Consider the following 17,066-nt stretch of genomic DNA (forward strand, 5'->3'; position numbering starts at 1 on the left):
GCGGATGCGACAATGATTGTCAAGATCACTGTAGCGATCCCCGGTCGCCGTGCACACCGTTCCGGTCACCGGCCGGCCGCCCCTCGCCGCGGTGCGCCCGCCGCCAGGCCGCGTTGCCGATCAGGCGCAACCCGTTGAGGCCGACGACGACGGTCGAGCCCTCGTGCCCGGCCACGCCGAGCGGCAGCGGCAGGTCGCCGAAGAGGTCCCACGCGACCAGCACCGCGATGGTGGTCCCGGCGATGACGAGGTTGGCCACGACCAGCCGCCGGGCGCGCCGGGCCAGGGCGAGCACCGCGGGGAGGGTCGCCAGCTCGTCGCGGGTGATCACCGCGTCCGCGGTGTCCAGGGCGAGGTCGGAACCCGCGCGCCCCAGGGCGATGCCGACGTGGGCGGTGGCGAGCGCGGGCGCGTCGTTGACGCCGTCGCCGACCAGGGCCACCTTGCCGCCGCCCGCCTCCAGCTCGCGCACCGCCGAGACCTTGTCCTCCGGTCGCAGCCCGGCGCGGACGTCGGTGATGCCGACCTCGGCGGCCAGGCGCTCGGCGGCGCGGGGGTTGTCGCCGGTGAGCAGGACCGGCGGCGCGCCGGTGAGGGCGGTGATCCGGGCGACGGTGTCGGCGGCGTCGGGGCGGAGCCGGTCGGTGAGGCCCAGCACCCCGGCCGCGCGGCCGTCGACGCGGACGACGACCGCGGTGTGCCCGGTCCGCTCCAGCCCGGCGACCGCGTCGACGGCGCCGGGCTCGTCGTCGGCGAGCAGCGCGGTGGGGCTGCCGACCTCGACCAGCCGCCCGTCGACCCGCGCGGTGACGCCGCGGCCGGGCGCGGAGCCGAACTCGGCGGCCCGGCGGACGTCGAGCCCGGCGTCACGGGCGGCCCCGACCACGGCGCGGGCGAGCGGGTGCTCCGAGGGGCCCTCGGCGGCGGCGGCCAGGGCCAGCAGCTCGTCGTCGCCCAGCCGGCCGCCGGGGAGGTGGCGGACCGCCGCGAGCCGGGGCGCGCCCTCCGTGAGCGTGCCCGTCTTGTCGAACGCCACCCGCGTGACCGAGCCGAGCCGTTCGAGCACCACGGCGGACTTGACCAGCACGCCGTGGCGGCCCGCGTTGGCGATGGCGGACAGCAGCGGCGGCATCGTCGCCAGCACCACCGCGCACGGCGAGGCCACGATCATGAACGTCATGGCGCGCAGCAGCGTCGGTCGGAGTTCGGCGCCGAACAGCAGCGGCACCGCGAACAGCGCCAGCGTCGCGGCGACCATGCCGATCGAGTAGCGCTGCTCGACCTTCTCGATGAACAGGTGGGCGCGGGACTTGGTCGCGCTCGCCTCGGTGACCATCGCGACGATGCGCGCGATCGCCGTGTCGGCGGGGGAGCGGGTGATCCGCACCCGCAGGGCCCCGGTGCCGTTCAGGGTGCCGGCGAACACCTCGTCCCCGACCCGCTTGTCCACCGGCAGCGGCTCGCCGGTGATGGTGGCCTGGTCGACCTCGCTCGCCCCGTCGACGACCTCGCCGTCACCGCCGACGCGCTCGCCGGGCCGCACCAGGACGAGGTCGCCGATCCGCAGCCCGGCGGCCTCGACGGTCTCCTCGCCGGTCGCGGTGATGCGCGTGGCCAGCTCGGGCGCGAGGTCGAGCAGGCCGCGCACCGAGTCCTCGGTGCGCTTGGTCGCGACGGCCTCCAGCGCCCCGGACGTCGCGAAGATGACGATCAGCAGCGCGCCGTCGAGGACCTGGCCGATCGACGCCGCGCCGATCGCCGCCACGACCATCAGCAGGTCCACGTCCAGTGTCTTGTCGCGCAGCGCGCGCAGCCCGGACAGCCCCGGCTCCCACCCCCCGGCGGCGTAGCAGGCCAGGTACAGCGCCCACCACAGCGGTTCCGGCGCGCCGGTCAGCTGGGCCGCCAGGCCCAGGAGGAACAGGGCGGTCGCCGCGACCGCCCACCGCACCTCCGGGAGCGACCACGCCCCGGCCCAGTGGCGAGTCCTGGCCAGGCGGCGAGTCCTGGCCAGGCGGGGTTCGGCCGGCGCGGGCGCCCCGAGTTCTGCTGTCACAGCAATAACGTATATTCGCAGTCACGCAGATACGCAAGTAGAAGGACCGCTGGGTACCCTGAGGCCATGCACACGTCGCTGTCCGACTTCGACATGCCCAACGAGGAGCAGGTGCACCTGGCCGCCGAGTCGTTCCGGCTGCTCGCGGACCCGACCCGCATCAAGGTGCTGTGGGCGCTGCTCCAGGGGGAGTCGTCGGTCGCGTGCCTCGCCGAACTCGCCGGCGCCGCGCCGACCGCGGTCAGCCAGCACCTGGCCAAGCTCCGGCTCGCCGGGCTGGTCAAGGGGCGTCGGGAGGGGACGTTCGTCTACTACTCCGCGGCGAACGACCACGTGCACGGGCTGCTCAAGCAGGCCCTGTTCCACGCCGACCACGTGGATCGGGACACCTCGGAGGACCCCGTGGCCGCCGGCTGAGACCGGGCCCGGGGTGGCTCCGGGGTGGTCGAGCCGCGCCGGCGGCCGGGCGCGCGGCGCGGGCCGGGTCTGGCGCGGCTGGTCGCGGAGGCAGCCCGAGGGCCGTGCCCCGGAACGAGGCCGGCTCCCGCGCCAGGGGGGAGGGGCGCGGGAGCCGGTGGTGGTGCGGCGGTGACCGGGGGGTGGGCCGCTCGCCGCACCGGACCAGGGGGTTCGCGGGTGCGTTCCGGCCGGTGGAGGCCCGGAGCACCCGCTGGATCACTCCTCGAAGGCGAAGTCCCCGCCGCCGTCGTCCTCGAACGCGTCGTCCAGGGCCTCGCCGATGATCATGCCACCGACCACGCCCGCCGCCGCGCCCGCGACCACACCGCCCATGCCCGGTCCGCGGTGGTGGCCGCCGTGGTGCCCGTGGTGACCGTAACCCGGCTGACCGTACCCCGGCTGTCCATAGCCCGGCTGCCCGTGACCCTGCCGACCGTAGCCCGGCTGCCCGAACGCGCCGTGCCCGCCGCGCTCGGAGATCTGGACCAGCCACTGGTTGAGCGCGCCGGCCCAGTCGGTGCTCATCGCGTCCTGGTGGGACACGTGGAAGCGGCCGAAGGAGTCGCCGCCGGAGGAGAACAGGCCGCCGCGCTTGTCGGCTTCCAGCACCACGACCAGCTCGTGCGGGTTGGTCACGAAGGTCAGCTCGACCTGGTTGATCCTCCCGGCGAACTGGGCCGGCGGGAAGAACTCGATCTCCTGGTAGAAGCCCAGCTCCTGCTTGACCCCGTGGATGCGCCCGGCCTCCACGTCGGCGCTGCGGAACTGGAAGCCCAGCTGCCCGAACGCCTCCAGCACGCGGTCCTGCGAGGGCAGCGGGCCCACCAGCACCGGGTCCAGGTCGCCCTTGTCGGGCGCGCCGGAGATCACCAGCTCCGTGCGCACGCCCACGGTCATGCCGGGCAGCGGCTGCCCGCCGACCGCGGTGATCGGCGTCTCCCACGGGATCGGCAGCTGGAACGGCACCGTCACCGGCTGGCCCGCCGCCACGCGGACGCCCTGGGCGACCGACGTGCGCAGGAACTCCGACACCCCGTTGAACTCGTGGTCGCCGTGCTCCACCTCGACGCGCGTGACCAGGGACAGCACGATCTGGTCGATCTTGGCCTCGTTGCTGCCGCCCTGGATGCGCACCTGGCCGGTGATCACCTGGCCGGGCTGCGCGTGCGGGGTGTCCAGGACGGTGTCGACGGACGGTCCGCCGACGCCGAAGGCGCTGAGCATCCGTTTGAACATCGGGTTTCTTCCTCCGGGAGTGGTGGGCGTTCAGCTCTTGCGGAGCGGGGTGTCTGTCTCGTCCTCGAAGTCGCCGATCAGCTCTTCGAGGAGGTCCTCCAGGGCGGCGATGCCGACCACGCGGTCGTCCGCGTCGGCCACCAGCGCCAACTGCGCCCGGTCCTCGCGCATCGCGGTCACCGCACCCGCCACCGGCATCCCGGCGGACAGCGTCAGCGGCCGGGACATCAGCTCGCGGGCCGGCACGTCCGCGCCCGCGGCGGTGGCGCGCACCGCCTCGCGGATGTGCACCAGGCCGACGAAACCGCCGCGCGCGTCCACGACCGGGAAGCGGGAGCGCCCGGACTCGCGGCTGCGGTGCTCGATCGCCCGCGCGCCGGTGTCCTCGGTGACGCTGACCGCCTGGTCGATCGGCACCATGATCTGCGAGACGGTCGTCTTCTGGAGCTGGAGCATCCGGGTGAGCAGGCGCTGCTGACCCTCCGGGATCAGGCCGTGCTCGCCGGACTGCCGCACCAGCAGCCGCAGCTCCTCCGGCCGGTGCGCCTGCGCCAGCTCGTCCTGCGGCTCGACCTTGAACGCGCGCAGCAGCGCGTTCGTGGTCTTGTTGAGGCCGCTGAGCAGCAGGCGGACGGAGTGGGCGAACGCCCGGAACGGGATGGCCAGCAGCGTCGCGGAGCGCTCGGGGTGGGTGATCGCCCACGACTTCGGCGCCATCTCACCCAGGACCATGTGCAGGAACACCACCAGGACCAGCGACAGCGTGAACGCGATCGCGTACGCCACCGCGTCCGGCAGGCCCACGCCGACCAGCAGGGGGTCGAGCAGGTCGGCGACGGCGGGCTTGGCCAGCGCGCCCAACCCCAGCGTGCACAGCGTGATGCCCAGCTGCGCGCCCGCCAGCATCAGCGACAGCTCGCGGACACCGGCCACGGCGGCGCGCGCCGCGCGGCTGGTCTCGGCGGCCTGCTCCAGCCGGTGCCGCTTGGCGGCGATCAGGGCGAACTCCGCGGCGACGAAGAACGCGTTGGCCACCAGCAGGACCAGCGAGACCAACAGGGCCCAGGTGGTGCTCATCGGACCCCCTCGCGGTGCCCGGCGGTGTCGCGCGCGGCGCCGTTCCGATCGGCGCCGTTCCGATCGGTGCCGCTGTGGTCGGGACTGCCGTGGTCGGTGCTGCTCAGCACGACGCAGCTGGGCACGTTGCGGGTCACCTCGGTCACCCGGAGCGAGATGCCGTCGAACTCCACCCGGTCGTCGACCCGCGCCGTGCGACCCAGCAGGTGCAGCAGCAGGCCGGAGACGGTGTCGTAGCTGTCGTGCTCGGGCAGCTCGACCCCGGTGGCGTCGGCGATCTCGTCCACGCGCATCCGGCCGGGCACCCGCCACACGCCAGGGTCGATCGGCTCGATGGCCTGCTCGACGATGTCGTCCTCGTCGTGGATCTCGCCGACCAGCTCCTCGGCCAGGTCCTCCAGCGACACCACGCCGGCGAACCCGCCGAACTCGTCCACCACGCACGCCAGCTGGCGGTGCTCGGCGCGCAACCGCTCCAGCACGGCGGGCAGCGGCAGCGTCGAGGGCACCACCAGCGCGGGCACGGCCACGTCGCCGACCGGGGTGGTGGCACGCGCCTCGGGCTCGACGGTCAGCACCTCGGCCAACCCGACCACGCCGCGCAGGTCGTCCAGGCCGTCGCCGACCACGGGGAAGCGGGAGCGGCCCGTGTCCAGCAGCTCGACCACGCGCGCCGCCGGTTCGGCCGCGCCGATGGTGTGCACCGTCACGCGGGGCGTCATGGCCTGCTCGGCCACCAGCCCGCGGAAGTCCAGGCCGCGGTCGAGCAACCGGGACAGCTCGGGGTCGAGGTGCCCCTCGGCGCCCGCGTCGCCGATGATCTGCTTGAGGTCCTCGGGGGTGGCGCCCTGCGGCAGCTCCTCCACCGGCTCGATGCCGACCGCGCGCAGCAGCTTGTTCGCCGCCGCGTCGAACAGCCGGATCACCGGGCCGGCGATCTTCAGGTACACCATCGTCGAGCCGCTCAGCGCCTTGGCCAGGGCTTCGGGCTCGGCGATGGCCAGGTTCTTCGGGAACAGCTCACCGAGCACCATCTGCACCGCGGTGGCGAACACCAGGGCGATGGCCATGGAGAGCGGCGTGGTCGCCGTCTCGGGCAGGCCGGTCAGGCCCACCAGGCCGGTCAGGCCCGTGCCGAGCAGCGGCTCGGCCACGTAGCCGACCAGCAGCGCGGTGACGGTGATGCCGAACTGGGCGCCGGAGAGCATGAACGACAGGCGCTGCGTGACCGCGTACGCGCGGCCCGCGGCCTTGTCGCCGCCCTCGGCCAAGTGCTGGAGCTTGCCCCGGTCGACCGCCATGTAGGCGAACTCCTGGGCCACGAAGTACCCGGTGGCCGCGGTGAGGGCCACGATCGCGAGCAGGCCGGTGAAGATCAACACGGCGTGCTCGTCGGGGTGGTCGTGCAGTTCAGCCGGGTCCTGCCCGGCCGAGTACTACAGCCGTCAACGTCTGCTTCATCAGGCATACTCAACACTAACACGTCGCACTGTACGGTTGGCGTGACGCGGCGGAGGGGAGCCGGTGGTGACGGAAGTCCTGCTCAAGATCGGTGAACTGGCCGCCAGGGCCGGTGTGAGCTCGCGCACCGTCGACTACTACACCAGCCTGGGGCTGCTGTCCCCGACCAAGCGCACCGCGGGCAACTTCCGGCTCTACCACCCGTCCGACGTCGACCGCATCCACCTCGTCCAGCGGCTGGAGGTGGAGGGCCTGCCGCTGGAGCAGATCGCCGGCGCGCTCGGCACCTCGCACGTCGACGTCAGCGCCATCCTCGACCGCATCAACGAGGACCTGCGCGTCCTCCAGGCGGCGACCGAGAGCGCGTCACCGGAGGTGCACGGGCTGCTGGCGGCCATCGCCACCCGGGTCCACTCGCTGATCACCGTCGCGCTCCAGATCCCGCCGGACATGCTCGCGCCCTGACCGGCTCCGTCCGGAGAGGACGGTGGGGACCGGGCGTCGCAACGGTTCCACGCGGTTCCGCTCGTTCCGCGCGCACGGCCGCGGTCGGCGTGGGACGAGCCACAGTTGAGTATGAAAACGGTTGTCATGTGCTTAGGGTGAGGCCACTCCCGTTGCCAACCCCTCAGGTGCTCCCGTGCGCGCTCTCCTCCCGTTCGTCCTGGTCCCGGCGCTGCTCGCGTCCGGCTGCTTCGCCGGCGACCCCGCCGCCGACGCCGGTCCCGGCGACGGCCGAATCAAGCTGGCGATGCTGCAACCGCCGCGCTCCGGCCTCTCGCCGTTCAGCGACGACGCGTTCAAGCTCTCCCGCTGGTCCACCGCGGAGACCCTGGTCACCCTCGACGCGGACGGCAACGCGCGGCCCGGCCTGGCCACCGACTGGCAGCGGACCTCCGACCGGTCCTGGGAGTTCACCATCCGCGGCGGGGTGACCTTCCACGACGGCACCGCCCTGACCCCGGCCGCGGTGGTCAACACCCTCCGCCGCGCCACCGCCGCGTCGCCCAAGCCGCGCATCCTCGACGGCGTCGACCTCACCGCCGAGGCCCGGGAGAACTCGGTCGTGGTCACCACCGGCGAGCAGGACCCGCTGGTGCCGCACCGGCTCTCCTCGCCGCAGCTGGCGATCCTGGCCGAGCGCGCCTACGCCGACGACGGCCGGGTCGACCCGGTCGGCACGGGCACCGGCCCGTTCCGGCTCGTCGCGGTCAACGGCACCACCACCGCCACCCTCGACCGGTTCGACGGCTACTGGGGCGAGGAGGCCCGCGCCGCGGGCATCGACGTGTCGTTCGTGCCCGACGGCACCGCCCGCGCCGCCGCCGTCCGCAGCGGCGAGGCGCACATCGCCGAGGCCGTCCCGGTCTCCCAGGCCGCGCTCCTCGACCCGGCCACCCTCACCGAGGTGCCCATGCCGCGCACCAACACCCTGTACCTCAACACGAGGTCCGGCCCGTTCCTCGACGCCGGCCTGCGCGCGGCGGCGCGCGAGGCGATCGACGCCGACGAGATCGTGCGCGGCGTCTACGAGGGCCGCGCCGACGTCGCCGAGGGGCTGCTCGGGCCCGCCCTGCCGTGGGCCGCCGAGGGCCGCGCGCCGCTCGCCGACCGCACCGCGCCGGCGCCGCCGAACGGGGCCGCGATCACCCTCGCCACCTTCTCCGACCGGGCCGAGCTGCCCGAGGTGGCCTCGGTCGTGCAGCAGCGCCTGGAGGACGCCGGGTTCACCGTGACCCAGGTGGTGCGCGAGTACGCCCACATCGAGCAGGACGCGCTGGCCGGGCGGTTCGACGCGTTCATCCTGTCCCGGGCGACCGTGCTCGACTCCGGTGACCCCGTCGCCTACCTGAGGTCCGACTTCACCTGCGACGGCTCCTTCAACCTGTCCGGGCTGTGCGACCCGGCGGTGGACGAGTTGGTCGGCGCGGCGGGCAGGGCCGAGGCCGGTGAGGCCAGGAGGGCCGCGATCCTCGCCGCCGAGGCCGCCGTGCTGCGCACCGACGCCGCCGTGCCGATGCTGCACGAGCGCGTCATCCAGGGCGACGCGACGTCCGTGGTGGACTCGGCCAAGGACCCGCGCGAACGAGTCCTGGTCACCGCGGCGACCCACCTGAGGTGAGCGCCCGACGGCCCGGGTCGGACACCGGCGGGGCTGCCGGTGGCCGGGCTGCCGCCGACCTGACCGCCGCCGACCGGGTTGCGGCCACCGCTCCGGTCGGGGCCGGGTCCGGTCCGGTGGGCAAGGCCGCCACCGCAGTCACCGCGGCAGTCACCGGGGCAGCCACCGCGATGGTCCACATCGGTCCGACCGCGACCCGCCTCGTCGCGATCACCGCCGTCGTCGCCGCGGTAGGCCTGGTGCCGTGGCTGGCGGGCCGTGACCCGGCGCTGTCGGTGCTGCGCGCCCGAGCCGGGGAGCAGGACCCGACCGACGAGGCGCTGGACGCCGTCCGCCGGGACCTGGGGCTCGGCGAACCGGGTTCCGCGGTGAACCCGTTGGCGTTGTTCGGCGACTGGCTCGCCGGCGCGGCGCGCGGCGACCTCGGCCGGTCGTGGGTGACCGGCGACGCGGTGCTGCCCTCGGTGCTGACCGGTCTCGGCGTCTCGGTGACGCTCATGGCCGCGGCGCTCGCCGTCGCGTTGCCCGTCGCCGCCGCGTTGTGCGCGCGGACCCTCGTGCGCGGCGCACGCGGTCTGCCGCACCGCGGCAGCGGCGCCACCGCGGCGGTCCTCGCCGCCGCACCCGAGTTCCTGCTCGCGGCCGTGCTGCTGGTGGTGGGCGCGGTGTGGCTGGACTGGTTCCCGCCCTACGGCTGGCAGTCGCCCCGGCACCTGGTGCTGCCCGCGCTCGCGCTCGGCGTCCCGGCCGGCGCGGTCCTCGGCCGCCTCGCGGACGACGCCCTGCCGCCGGTCTTCGGTGAGCGCTGGGTCGTGCTGTGGCGGTCGTGGGGCTGCGCGCCCGCCGTCATCGCGCGGGCCGCCGTGCGCCGCGCCCTGCCGTCCGTGCTGCCGCAGCTCGGGCTCGTCGCCGTCGGGCTGACCGGGGGAGCGGTCGCGGTGGAGGTGGTGTTCGCCGTGCCCGGACTGGGCCGCACCGCGCTCGGCGCGGCCGAGGCGCAGGACCTCCCGCTGCTCCAGGCGTCCGTCATCGCCCTGGTCCTCCTCGGCACGGCGGGCGGCGCGGTCACGTCGGTGGTGCGCCGCCGGGTCCTCGGTCCGGCGCTGCGCGCGGCCGCCCTGCCCGCTCCGCCGCCGGTCGCGACGCGTGCGGGCCGGGCGCACCACGTCCTGGTCGCCGCGTCCGCGACGGTGCTCGCGCTCGTCGTCGGCCGGGGCCTGCTGCGCGAACCGCTGCGCCTGGACACCACCGCCCGCCTCTCACCGCCGGGCTGGGCGCACCCGCTGGGCACGGACGCCCTCGGCCGGGACGTGCTCGCCCGCGTCGGGCACGGCGCGCTCGCCACGCTCGGCGTCGCCGTCCTGGTCTGCCTGTGCTCGTGCGCGGTCGCGCTGGCGCTGGGTTTCCTGCCCGGCGTGGCCCGCGCCGCCGCCGAGACCGCCAACGCCGTGCCGCCGGTCATCGCCGGCCTGCTGGTCGCCGCCGCGGCCGGACCCGGCGCGGCCGGCGCGTCCCTGGCCGTCGGCCTGGTGTCCTGGCCCGCGCTGGCCTCCCACGCGGCCGCGCTGGTCGAGGAGAACCGCGCCGCCACGCACGTCGCCGCCCAGCGGGCGCTCGGCGCGTCGCCGCTGTGGACGCTGACCCGCCACGTGCTGCCGGCCGTGGCCGGACCGGTCGCCCGGCACGCCGTGCTGCGCCTGCCCGGCATCGCGCTCGCCCTGGCCTCGCTGGGCTTCCTCGGCCTCGGCGCGTCGCCGCCCGCGCCCGAGTGGGGCCTGCTGCTCGCCGAATCCCTGCCGTACGTCGAACGCGCGCCGTGGGCGACCCTGGCCCCCGCGGGCGCGCTGGTGCTGCTCGCGGTGTTCGCGGTCTCGGCCGCGACCCTCGCGGGCGGGCGCGCCGCGCCCGGAAGGGCCCGATGACCACGACCACCGCGCGGGCGGACGGCCTCGTCCGGCTCCTCGTCGGCACCCAGTTCGCCTTCAACCTCGGCTTCTACGCCGTGCTGCCGTACCTGGCCACCCACCTGGGCGAGGACCTCGGCCTGGCCGGCTGGCTGGTCGGGTTCGTGCTGGGCCTGCGGACGTTCAGCCAGCAGGGCCTCTTCGTGGTGGGCGGCGCGCTCGCCGACCGCTTCGGCCCGCGTCCCGCCGTCCTGGTGGGTTGCGCGCTGCGCGTCGCCGGGTTCGCCTGGCTCGCGGTGGCCCGCGACACCTGGTCGGTGATCGCGGCGGTGGTGCTGGTCGGGTTCGCCGCCGCCCTGTTCTCGCCCGCGGTGGAGACCGAGGTCGCCCGGCTGGCGGTCGAGCGGGAGCGCCGCACCGGGGAGCGGCGCACCCGGCTGCTCGGCCTGTTCAACGCCGCCGGGCAGGCGGGCGCGCTGCTGGGGCCGGTGCTCGGCGTGCTGTTCCTCGGTTCCGGCTTCCCCACCGCCTGCCTGGCCGGCGCGGGCGTCTTCACGCTGGTCCTGCTCGGCCACTGGCGCCTGATGCCGCACCGGCCCGCGACCGCGGCGCCCCGGTCGTTCACCGCCGGGCTCGCCGGCATCGCGCGCCACCGCGCGTTCCTGCTGCTCTGCCTCGCCTACAGCAGCTACCTCGTGCTCTACAACCAGCTGTACCTGGCGCTGCCCGCCGAGGTCGGGCGCGCGACCGGCGACCAGGCCGCCCTGGGTTGGCTGTTCGCGCTGTCGTCCGGCCTGGTCGTCCTGTGCCAGGTCCCGGTGTCGCGCTGGTCGGCCCGCGCGCTGACGCCCCGGGCCGCGCTGCGCGCGGGGCTGCTGCTCATCGCGGCGGGCTGTGGTGCGACCGCGTTGCTGCTGCCGGTGGGCGGCCTGTGGCCCGCGCTGGCGTTCGTCGTGCTGCTCACCGCGGGCCAGGTGCTCGCCGTCCCGGCGGCGCGGGCGCTGGTGCCCGACCTCGTCGACGAGCGGGAACTGGGCCTGCACCTGGGTGCGATGTCGTCGCTGGCGGGCCTGTTGGTCCTGGCGGCGTCCGGGCCGCTCGGCGCGCTGGTCGACGTCGAGGGCGCGACGTCGTGGCTGGTCCTCGCCCTCGTCCCGCTCGCGGGCGCGCTGTGCGTGCCACCCCGGCCGAAGGGCGCCGAGAGGTCCGGGCAGGGCCTCGACCACCCCGGCTATGAATGATCATTCATCGTCGTGCATACTTCTGTTCGTGTCCAAGGTGCTCACTTCCCTCCCCGCCGGCGAACGCGTCGGCATCGCTTTCTCCGGCGGCCTCGACACCTCGGTGGCGGTCGCGTGGATGCGTGAGAAGGGGGCGGTGCCGTGCACGTACACCGCCGACATCGGCCAGTACGACGAACCCGACATCGCCTCCGTCCCGGGCCGGGCCTCGACCTACGGCGCGGAGCTCGCCCGCCTGGTCGACTGCCGGGCCGCCCTCGTCGAGGAAGGGCTCGCGGCCCTGGCCTGCGGGGCGTTCCACATCCGGTCCGGCGGCCGCGCGTACTTCAACACCACCCCGCTCGGCCGGGCCGTCACGGGCACCATGCTGGTGCGCGCGATGCTCGACGACGACGTGCAGATCTGGGGCGACGGCTCCACCTACAAGGGCAACGACATCGAGCGGTTCTACCGCTACGGCCTGCTCGCCAACCCCTCCCTGCGGATCTACAAGCCGTGGCTGGACGCCGACTTCGTCCGCGAGCTCGGCGGCCGCACGGAGATGTCCGAGTGGCTGCTCGCCCGCGACCTGCCGTACCGGGCCAGCACCGAGAAGGCCTACTCCACCGACGCCAACATCTGGGGCGCGACGCACGAGGCCAAGGCGCTCGAACACCTCGGCGCGGGCATCGAGCTCGTCGAGCCGATCATGGGCGTGCGGTTCTGGGACCCCGAGGTCGAGATCCACGCCGAGGACGTCACCGTCGGCTTCGAGCAGGGCCGGCCGGTGACGATCAACGGCAAGGAGTTCGCCAACGCCGTCGACCTGGTGCTGGAGGCCAACGCCATCGGCGGCCGGCACGGCCTGGGCATGTCCGACCAGATCGAGAACCGGGTCATCGAGGCCAAGAGCCGCGGCATCTACGAGGCCCCGGGCATGGCGCTGCTGCACGCCGCCTACGAGCGGCTGGTCAACGCCATCCACAACGAGGACACCCTCGCCGCCTACCACAGCGAGGGCCGCAAGCTGGGCAGGCTCCTCTACGAGGGCCGCTGGCTGGACCCGCAGGCGCTGATGGTGCGCGAGTCGCTCCAGCGCTGGGTCGGCACGGCGGTCACCGGCGAGGTCACCCTGCGCCTGCGCCGCGGCGAGGACTACTCGGTCCTGGACACCACCGGCCCCTCGTTCAGCTACCACCCGGACAAGCTGTCCATGGAGCGGACCGAGGACTCCGCGTTCGGCCCGGTCGACCGCATCGGCCAGCTGACCATGCGCAACCTCGACATCGCCGACTCCCGCGCCAAGCTGGAGCAGTACGCGGGCCTCGGCATGATCGGCAGCCAGTCGACGCTGATCAACGCCGCGCCGACCGCGCCGACCGAGCTGATCGGCGAGATGCCCGAGGGCGGGGCGGAGGTCATCGCCTCCCGAGGCAGGACCGCGGACGACGAGCTGCTCGACCACGCCGCCCTGGAGGCGGGCAACGACTGACCGGGCGGCCCCGCTCGGACCGCTCGGTCCGCGCGGGGCTCACCGGTCGAGCGGGGTTCACCGGTTGGCCGGGTCGACCCGCGCGGGGAGCGGTAGCGGGGCCGCCGATCGGTCGCTCACCGGTCGACCAGGTCGAACTCGGCGGTCACCACGTCGAGCACCTCGGGGTGCGCCCCGGCCACCGCCCCCAGCGCGTCGGACCACTTCACGGTGCTCAGCAGGAAGGCGGCCGGGCGGCCGGTGGCGCGGTGCCCCGGGTCGTCCAGCAGGAGCCGCCACAGCTCGGCCCGGCGCTCGGCCGGCTGGATCCCCGCGACGACGGCCTCGGCCCTCACGTGGTCGCCGCGCCGCAGCGCGTCGCGGGCCAGCGCCTCCAACGCGTCCGACCGGTGCTCCTGGTCGGGCAGCGCGTCCACCAGGGCTTCGACGCGGTCGAGCGGCAGGTGGGCGGGGTTCGCCGCCAGCGCGCCGATCACCGAGACGAGCGCGCGGGAGCGCGGGCGCCCCGGTGCGATCTCCTCGACCAGGTCGAGCGCGCGGTCCGCCAAGCCCGCGGTGGCCAGCGCCTTCACCAGGAACTGGAAGGCCTCCACGCGGTACCGGGTGACCGGGATGGCCGACGCGGCGGCTTCCGCGCGGTCGAAGTCCTCGACGACCGCCAAGGCCCGCACGACCAGCGTTTCCGCCTTGGCGCGGCAAGGGCCGCCGTCGAACGACCGGGCGAGTTCCGCGGCCCGGTCGTGGTCCCCGAGCGCGGCGTGGGCGGCGACCAGGGCCAGGGCGGCCCGCGCCCGGTGACCCGGCCGGGCGATGCCCGGCAGCGCCACCCCGGCCCGTGCGAGCGCCGAGCGGGCGAGACCACGCCTGCCGGTCGCACGTCCGCCGTCCGCGAGGTCGAGCAGCGCGCGCACCTTCGCCAAGGGGTTCCCCATCCGCCGCACGACGGCGTCGGCGCGGGCGAACAGGGCGTCGTCGCGACCCGCGCGGGCGGCGGCCGTCAGCAGCCTGGCCCGCCACGGCAGGTGGGGTAGCGCGTCCGCGTGCCCGGCGGCGCGGGTCGAGAACTCCGGCGCACCGGACAGGGCGGCCACCAGCGCCTCGACGCGCCAGTGCCCGTCGGGCATCGACCGGGCGATGTCCTCGGCCCGGTCGGGCGACCCGGCGGCGGCGAGGTCGCGGGCCAGGCGCACCAGCAGCTCCACCCGTTCCCGGGCGTCCGGCGCCAGCCGCACGAGCCGTTCGGCCTCGTCGTGGTCGCGGGTCGCCTCCACGAGCAGGCGGATCGCCCGCATCCGGTCGCGGTCGTCCTCGATGCCGAGCGCCAGTTGCTCCGCGCGCCCCGGCTCGCCCAGCGCGATCTCGGCGCGGACGAGGTCGAGCCTGCCGTTCCCCGTCGCGTCGCTCAAGGCGGCGGCCAGGCGACGCGCCTCGGCGGTGTCGCCCCGGGCGGCGTGGGCGAGCACGAGCGACCGGAGGGCCGCTTGCCGGTTCGCCGAGGCGGAGGTCGACCGCGCGGCCACCTCCGCCTCGGCGGGGTCCCGCCGGGCCGCCTCCGGCTGCCCGTGGGCCACGGCGGCCTGACCGAGGGACACCAGCACCGAGGGCCACCGGACGCCGTGCGCGGTGGCCACCTCCTCGGCGCGGCGCACGTCGCCCAGTGCGGAGAAGGCCTCGACGACGCTCTCGGCCGCGGAGCCGCCCAGCTCCGGCAGCAGTTCGACCGCGCGGTCGAGCGGACCGGGGTCCCCGGTTTCCGCGGCCAGGGCCACGAGGGCTTTGACCCGTTCGCCGGGCGGCTTGATCGACGAGACGCGCTCGTCGACCTCGGCGGCGTCCCGCGTGGCGATCATCGCGATGACGGCGGGCCGGGAGCCGGTGGGTGCGCGGCGCTCCACCGACCCCGCCAGCCGCCGCGCCCGCTCGTGGTCGCCGACCCGCGCCGCCTCGACCGCGAGCCGCGCCATCACCGGGAAGGCGAGCGCCTGGTTGGTGATCGCGTCGCACAGCTCTTCCGCGCCGTCCAGGTCACCGGCCACCACGGCGGCCTCCGCCGCCGTGACGATCGCGTGCTCCCTCGCCTCGCTGCCGGACAGGGACTCCGCCGTCGTCCGCGCGGACCCGGCCAGCCGCAGCGCCTCGGCCCCGTCACCGGCCTCCGCCGCCGCGCGCGCGAGCAGCAGCGCCGCGGCGACCCGGGCCTGCGCCGACAGCAGGGCGCGGACCACCGACACCGCCCGCTCCACGTGGCCGGCCGCGACCATCGACTCGACCAGGGCGAGCTGCGCCTCCGTCCGGTGGTCCGGGTCGGTGATCGCCGCGGCCAGCTCCTCGGCGCGGTCGAGGTGGCCGGCCGCCGCGAGCGCGCCGGCCACGTGCACCGCCGCGACGGGCCCGCGGACCGGGTCGGTCAACGCCTCGGCGCGGGCCACGTTGCCCAGGCTCGCCCACAGCGCGGGCAACCGCTCGGGGATGGTCGAACCGCGCTCGACCAGGCGGTCGCGGTGCACGGCCAGCCGTGCCAGGGAGGGCAGGTCGGGGCGTTCGGCGGCGAGCAGCGCGTCCTGGGTCGCGCCGATCTCGCCGAGCGCTTCCACGTCGCCGCCGGACAGGTCCAGCACCCGGTCGTGCCGGGCGGGGTCGGTCGCGGCGGCGACCAGCCGGGCGGTGTCGCCGGTGGCCAGGAGCAGCCGGTGGTAGCCGCGCAGCAGGTACTCGGGGGTGTCCTCGGGCCAGCCGAGGTCGCGGTACCGGTCGGCCCAGCGGTGCAGGCGCTCGCGGCACCCGGCGAGCGCGGCGTCGCCCAGGCGCTCCTCGGCCGAGGCCTGGAGCTCCTCGTGGCCGAGGAGGTAGATCGTGCCCGGCCGCCAGCGACCGGGGCGCACGTCGAAGCTGCGGCCCGCCACCGTGCGCAGCTGCCGGCGCACCTCGTGCTCGCCGCGGCCGGTCAGCTCGGCCAGGTCGCGCCCGCCGAGACCGCCGGCCGCCGCGACGACCAGGCCCAGCAGGTCCCGCTCGGCGGGGCCGCCCCGCAGCAACCGGTCCAGCTCCAGCTCCATGTCGTCGCGCAGGACGCGGGCCCGCGCGGACACCGCCAGGTCCCGGGTGATCGCCGGGTCGCGCAGCGGGTGGTGCGGGCTGAGGTCGGCGGGCGCGGGCGGGTTGGGCCGCCCCGAGACGACGACCCGCATCCCGGCGGCCGGGTTGGCGGGCAGCAGCGCCGCGATGCTGTGCGCCCCGGTGGGCGCGGCCGCGCCCCGGTCCTCGTCCAGGCCGTCGACGACCAGCACCAGCCGCTCGCCGCGCGACCGGCACAGCTCGGCGGCCTCGGCCAGCATCCCGACCAGGTGCGCCTCCCTGGTCGCCTCGGGCAGCAGCGCGGGCAGCGGCTCCGCCAGCAGCTCGGCGAGCTGTTCGAGCACGACGTCGACGAACGCGCCGCGGTGGTCCTGGCCCGCCAGGCGGCCGGTGACGAAGAACGACACGACCCGCACCCCGGGCGGCGGGTGCAGGACGAACCAGGACAGGAGCGCGGACTTGCCCGCCCACTTCGGCGCACGCCACCAGCGGTAGCCACCCGCGGCGTCGGCGCCCAGGCAGAACTCCGCCAGCTCGGCCAGCTCCGCCTCCCGGCCGACCAGCTCGGGCGGCGCGATCTGGCGCACCTGCTCCCGGTAGCGCGACCGCGCTGCGGGCGACCCGGCGCCGAGGTGCACCCCGCCGCTGATGTCGCGGGCCTGCACGACCGGCTGGAACGCGGGACCGGTCACCCGGTTGTGGTGCTCGGGCACCCCGCTGTCGTCGGGCACGCCGACATTGTCGTCGATCGGCCGGCGGCCGGTCCAGCTCCGCGCGCCGCCGGTGGGACCCGGGGGCGCCGTGGCCGGCCCAACCGCCCGACCGCGGTCGTCGGTGTGGGTGAGCCGGGCGGCGACGCGGCGGTGGTCGGACAGGCCGAGGGCGACCCGCTGGTGCTCGCGCACCCGGTCGGCGGCCCGGTAGCCGCTGACGCCCCACCCGGCCGGGTCCACCCCGTGGTGGC

11 protein-coding genes are annotated in these 17,066 nt (G+C 75.7%); 6 read left to right on the forward strand and 5 right to left on the reverse strand.

The genetic code is table 11. The features are described 5' to 3' along the window. Positions 1-25: 25 nt before the first annotated feature. A complete protein-coding gene (locus ABD223_RS17415) occupies positions 26-2,056 on the reverse strand; it encodes a heavy metal translocating P-type ATPase (RefSeq protein ID WP_425563969.1) in 2,031 nt (676 codons plus the stop codon). A 66-nt stretch (positions 2,057-2,122) separates the two neighbouring features. Between ABD223_RS17415 and ABD223_RS17420 the strand changes: the two genes are divergently transcribed. Next, entirely contained in the window at positions 2,123-2,473 is a 351-nt protein-coding gene (locus tag ABD223_RS17420) for an ArsR/SmtB family transcription factor (RefSeq protein WP_344037306.1), read from the forward strand. Positions 2,474-2,731: 258 nt separating this feature from the next. On the opposite strand, the gene ABD223_RS17425 is transcribed toward ABD223_RS17420, so the two are convergent. The 3 genes from ABD223_RS17425 to ABD223_RS17435 are packed head-to-tail and all read right to left on the reverse strand — an operon-like array spanning position 2,732 to position 6,210. After that, on the reverse strand, positions 2,732-3,751 hold the full coding sequence (locus ABD223_RS17425) for a sporulation protein (RefSeq protein ID WP_344037307.1): 1,020 nt from the start codon (positions 3,749-3,751) through the stop codon (positions 2,732-2,734). Between the two features lie 30 nt (positions 3,752-3,781). Beyond that, on the reverse strand, positions 3,782-4,828 hold the full coding sequence (locus ABD223_RS17430; RefSeq protein WP_344037308.1) for a hemolysin family protein: 1,047 nt from the start codon (positions 4,826-4,828) through the stop codon (positions 3,782-3,784). Beyond that, a complete protein-coding gene (locus ABD223_RS17435) occupies positions 4,825-6,210 on the reverse strand; it encodes a hemolysin family protein (RefSeq protein WP_344037309.1) in 1,386 nt (461 codons plus the stop codon). The genes ABD223_RS17430 and ABD223_RS17435 overlap by 4 nt, the downstream gene beginning before the upstream one ends. A gap of 145 nt (positions 6,211-6,355) precedes the next feature. Here ABD223_RS17435 and ABD223_RS17440 point away from each other — a divergent pair, with 145 nt between their 5' ends. From ABD223_RS17440 to argG, 5 genes are all read left to right on the forward strand, one after another. Then, the gene (locus tag ABD223_RS17440) at positions 6,356-6,754 is read left to right on the forward strand and encodes a helix-turn-helix domain-containing protein (protein WP_344037310.1); all 399 of its coding nucleotides are present in this window, start codon (positions 6,356-6,358) and stop codon (positions 6,752-6,754) included. Between the two features lie 175 nt (positions 6,755-6,929). Further along, positions 6,930-8,411 carry an ABC transporter substrate-binding protein gene (locus ABD223_RS17445; RefSeq protein WP_344037311.1) on the forward strand — a complete coding sequence of 494 codons (1,482 nt, stop codon included), beginning with the start codon at positions 6,930-6,932 and terminating at the stop codon, positions 8,409-8,411. Next, the gene (locus tag ABD223_RS17450; protein WP_344037312.1) at positions 8,408-10,333 is read left to right on the forward strand and encodes an ABC transporter permease subunit; all 1,926 of its coding nucleotides are present in this window, start codon (positions 8,408-8,410) and stop codon (positions 10,331-10,333) included. Before ABD223_RS17445 ends, ABD223_RS17450 begins: the two co-directional genes overlap by 4 nt. Further along, the gene (locus ABD223_RS17455) at positions 10,330-11,556 is read left to right on the forward strand and encodes an MDR family MFS transporter (RefSeq protein ID WP_344037313.1); all 1,227 of its coding nucleotides are present in this window, start codon (positions 10,330-10,332) and stop codon (positions 11,554-11,556) included. Before ABD223_RS17450 ends, ABD223_RS17455 begins: the two co-directional genes overlap by 4 nt. A 28-nt stretch (positions 11,557-11,584) precedes the next feature. Further along, a complete protein-coding gene (gene argG / locus ABD223_RS17460; RefSeq protein WP_344037314.1) occupies positions 11,585-13,027 on the forward strand; it encodes an argininosuccinate synthase in 1,443 nt (480 codons plus the stop codon). 116 nt (positions 13,028-13,143) lie between these two features. Here the strand turns inward: argG and ABD223_RS17465 are convergent, their stop codons facing one another. Beyond that, positions 13,144-17,055, reverse strand: coding sequence for a hypothetical protein (locus tag ABD223_RS17465; RefSeq protein ID WP_344037315.1), 3,912 nt, complete (start codon positions 17,053-17,055; stop codon positions 13,144-13,146). Positions 17,056-17,066 lie beyond the last annotated feature (11 nt).

Origin of the sequence: Saccharothrix xinjiangensis, assembly GCF_039527585.1 — a bacterium.
GTDB lineage: Bacteria > Actinomycetota > Actinomycetes > Mycobacteriales > Pseudonocardiaceae > Actinosynnema > Actinosynnema xinjiangensis.

Bases quoted from the DNA above. Each gene is read 5' to 3' on its own strand.
- ABD223_RS17425 (WP_344037307.1), bottom strand. From the start codon at position 3,751: ATGTTCAAACGGATGCTCAGCGCCTTCGGCGTCGGCGGACCGTCCGTC.
- ABD223_RS17455 (WP_344037313.1), top strand. From the start codon at position 10,330: ATGACCACGACCACCGCGCGGGCGGACGGCCTCGTCCGGCTCCTCGTC.
- ABD223_RS17420 (WP_344037306.1), top strand. From the start codon at position 2,123: ATGCACACGTCGCTGTCCGACTTCGACATGCCCAACGAGGAGCAGGTG.
- ABD223_RS17430 (WP_344037308.1), bottom strand. From the start codon at position 4,828: ATGAGCACCACCTGGGCCCTGTTGGTCTCGCTGGTCCTGCTGGTGGCC.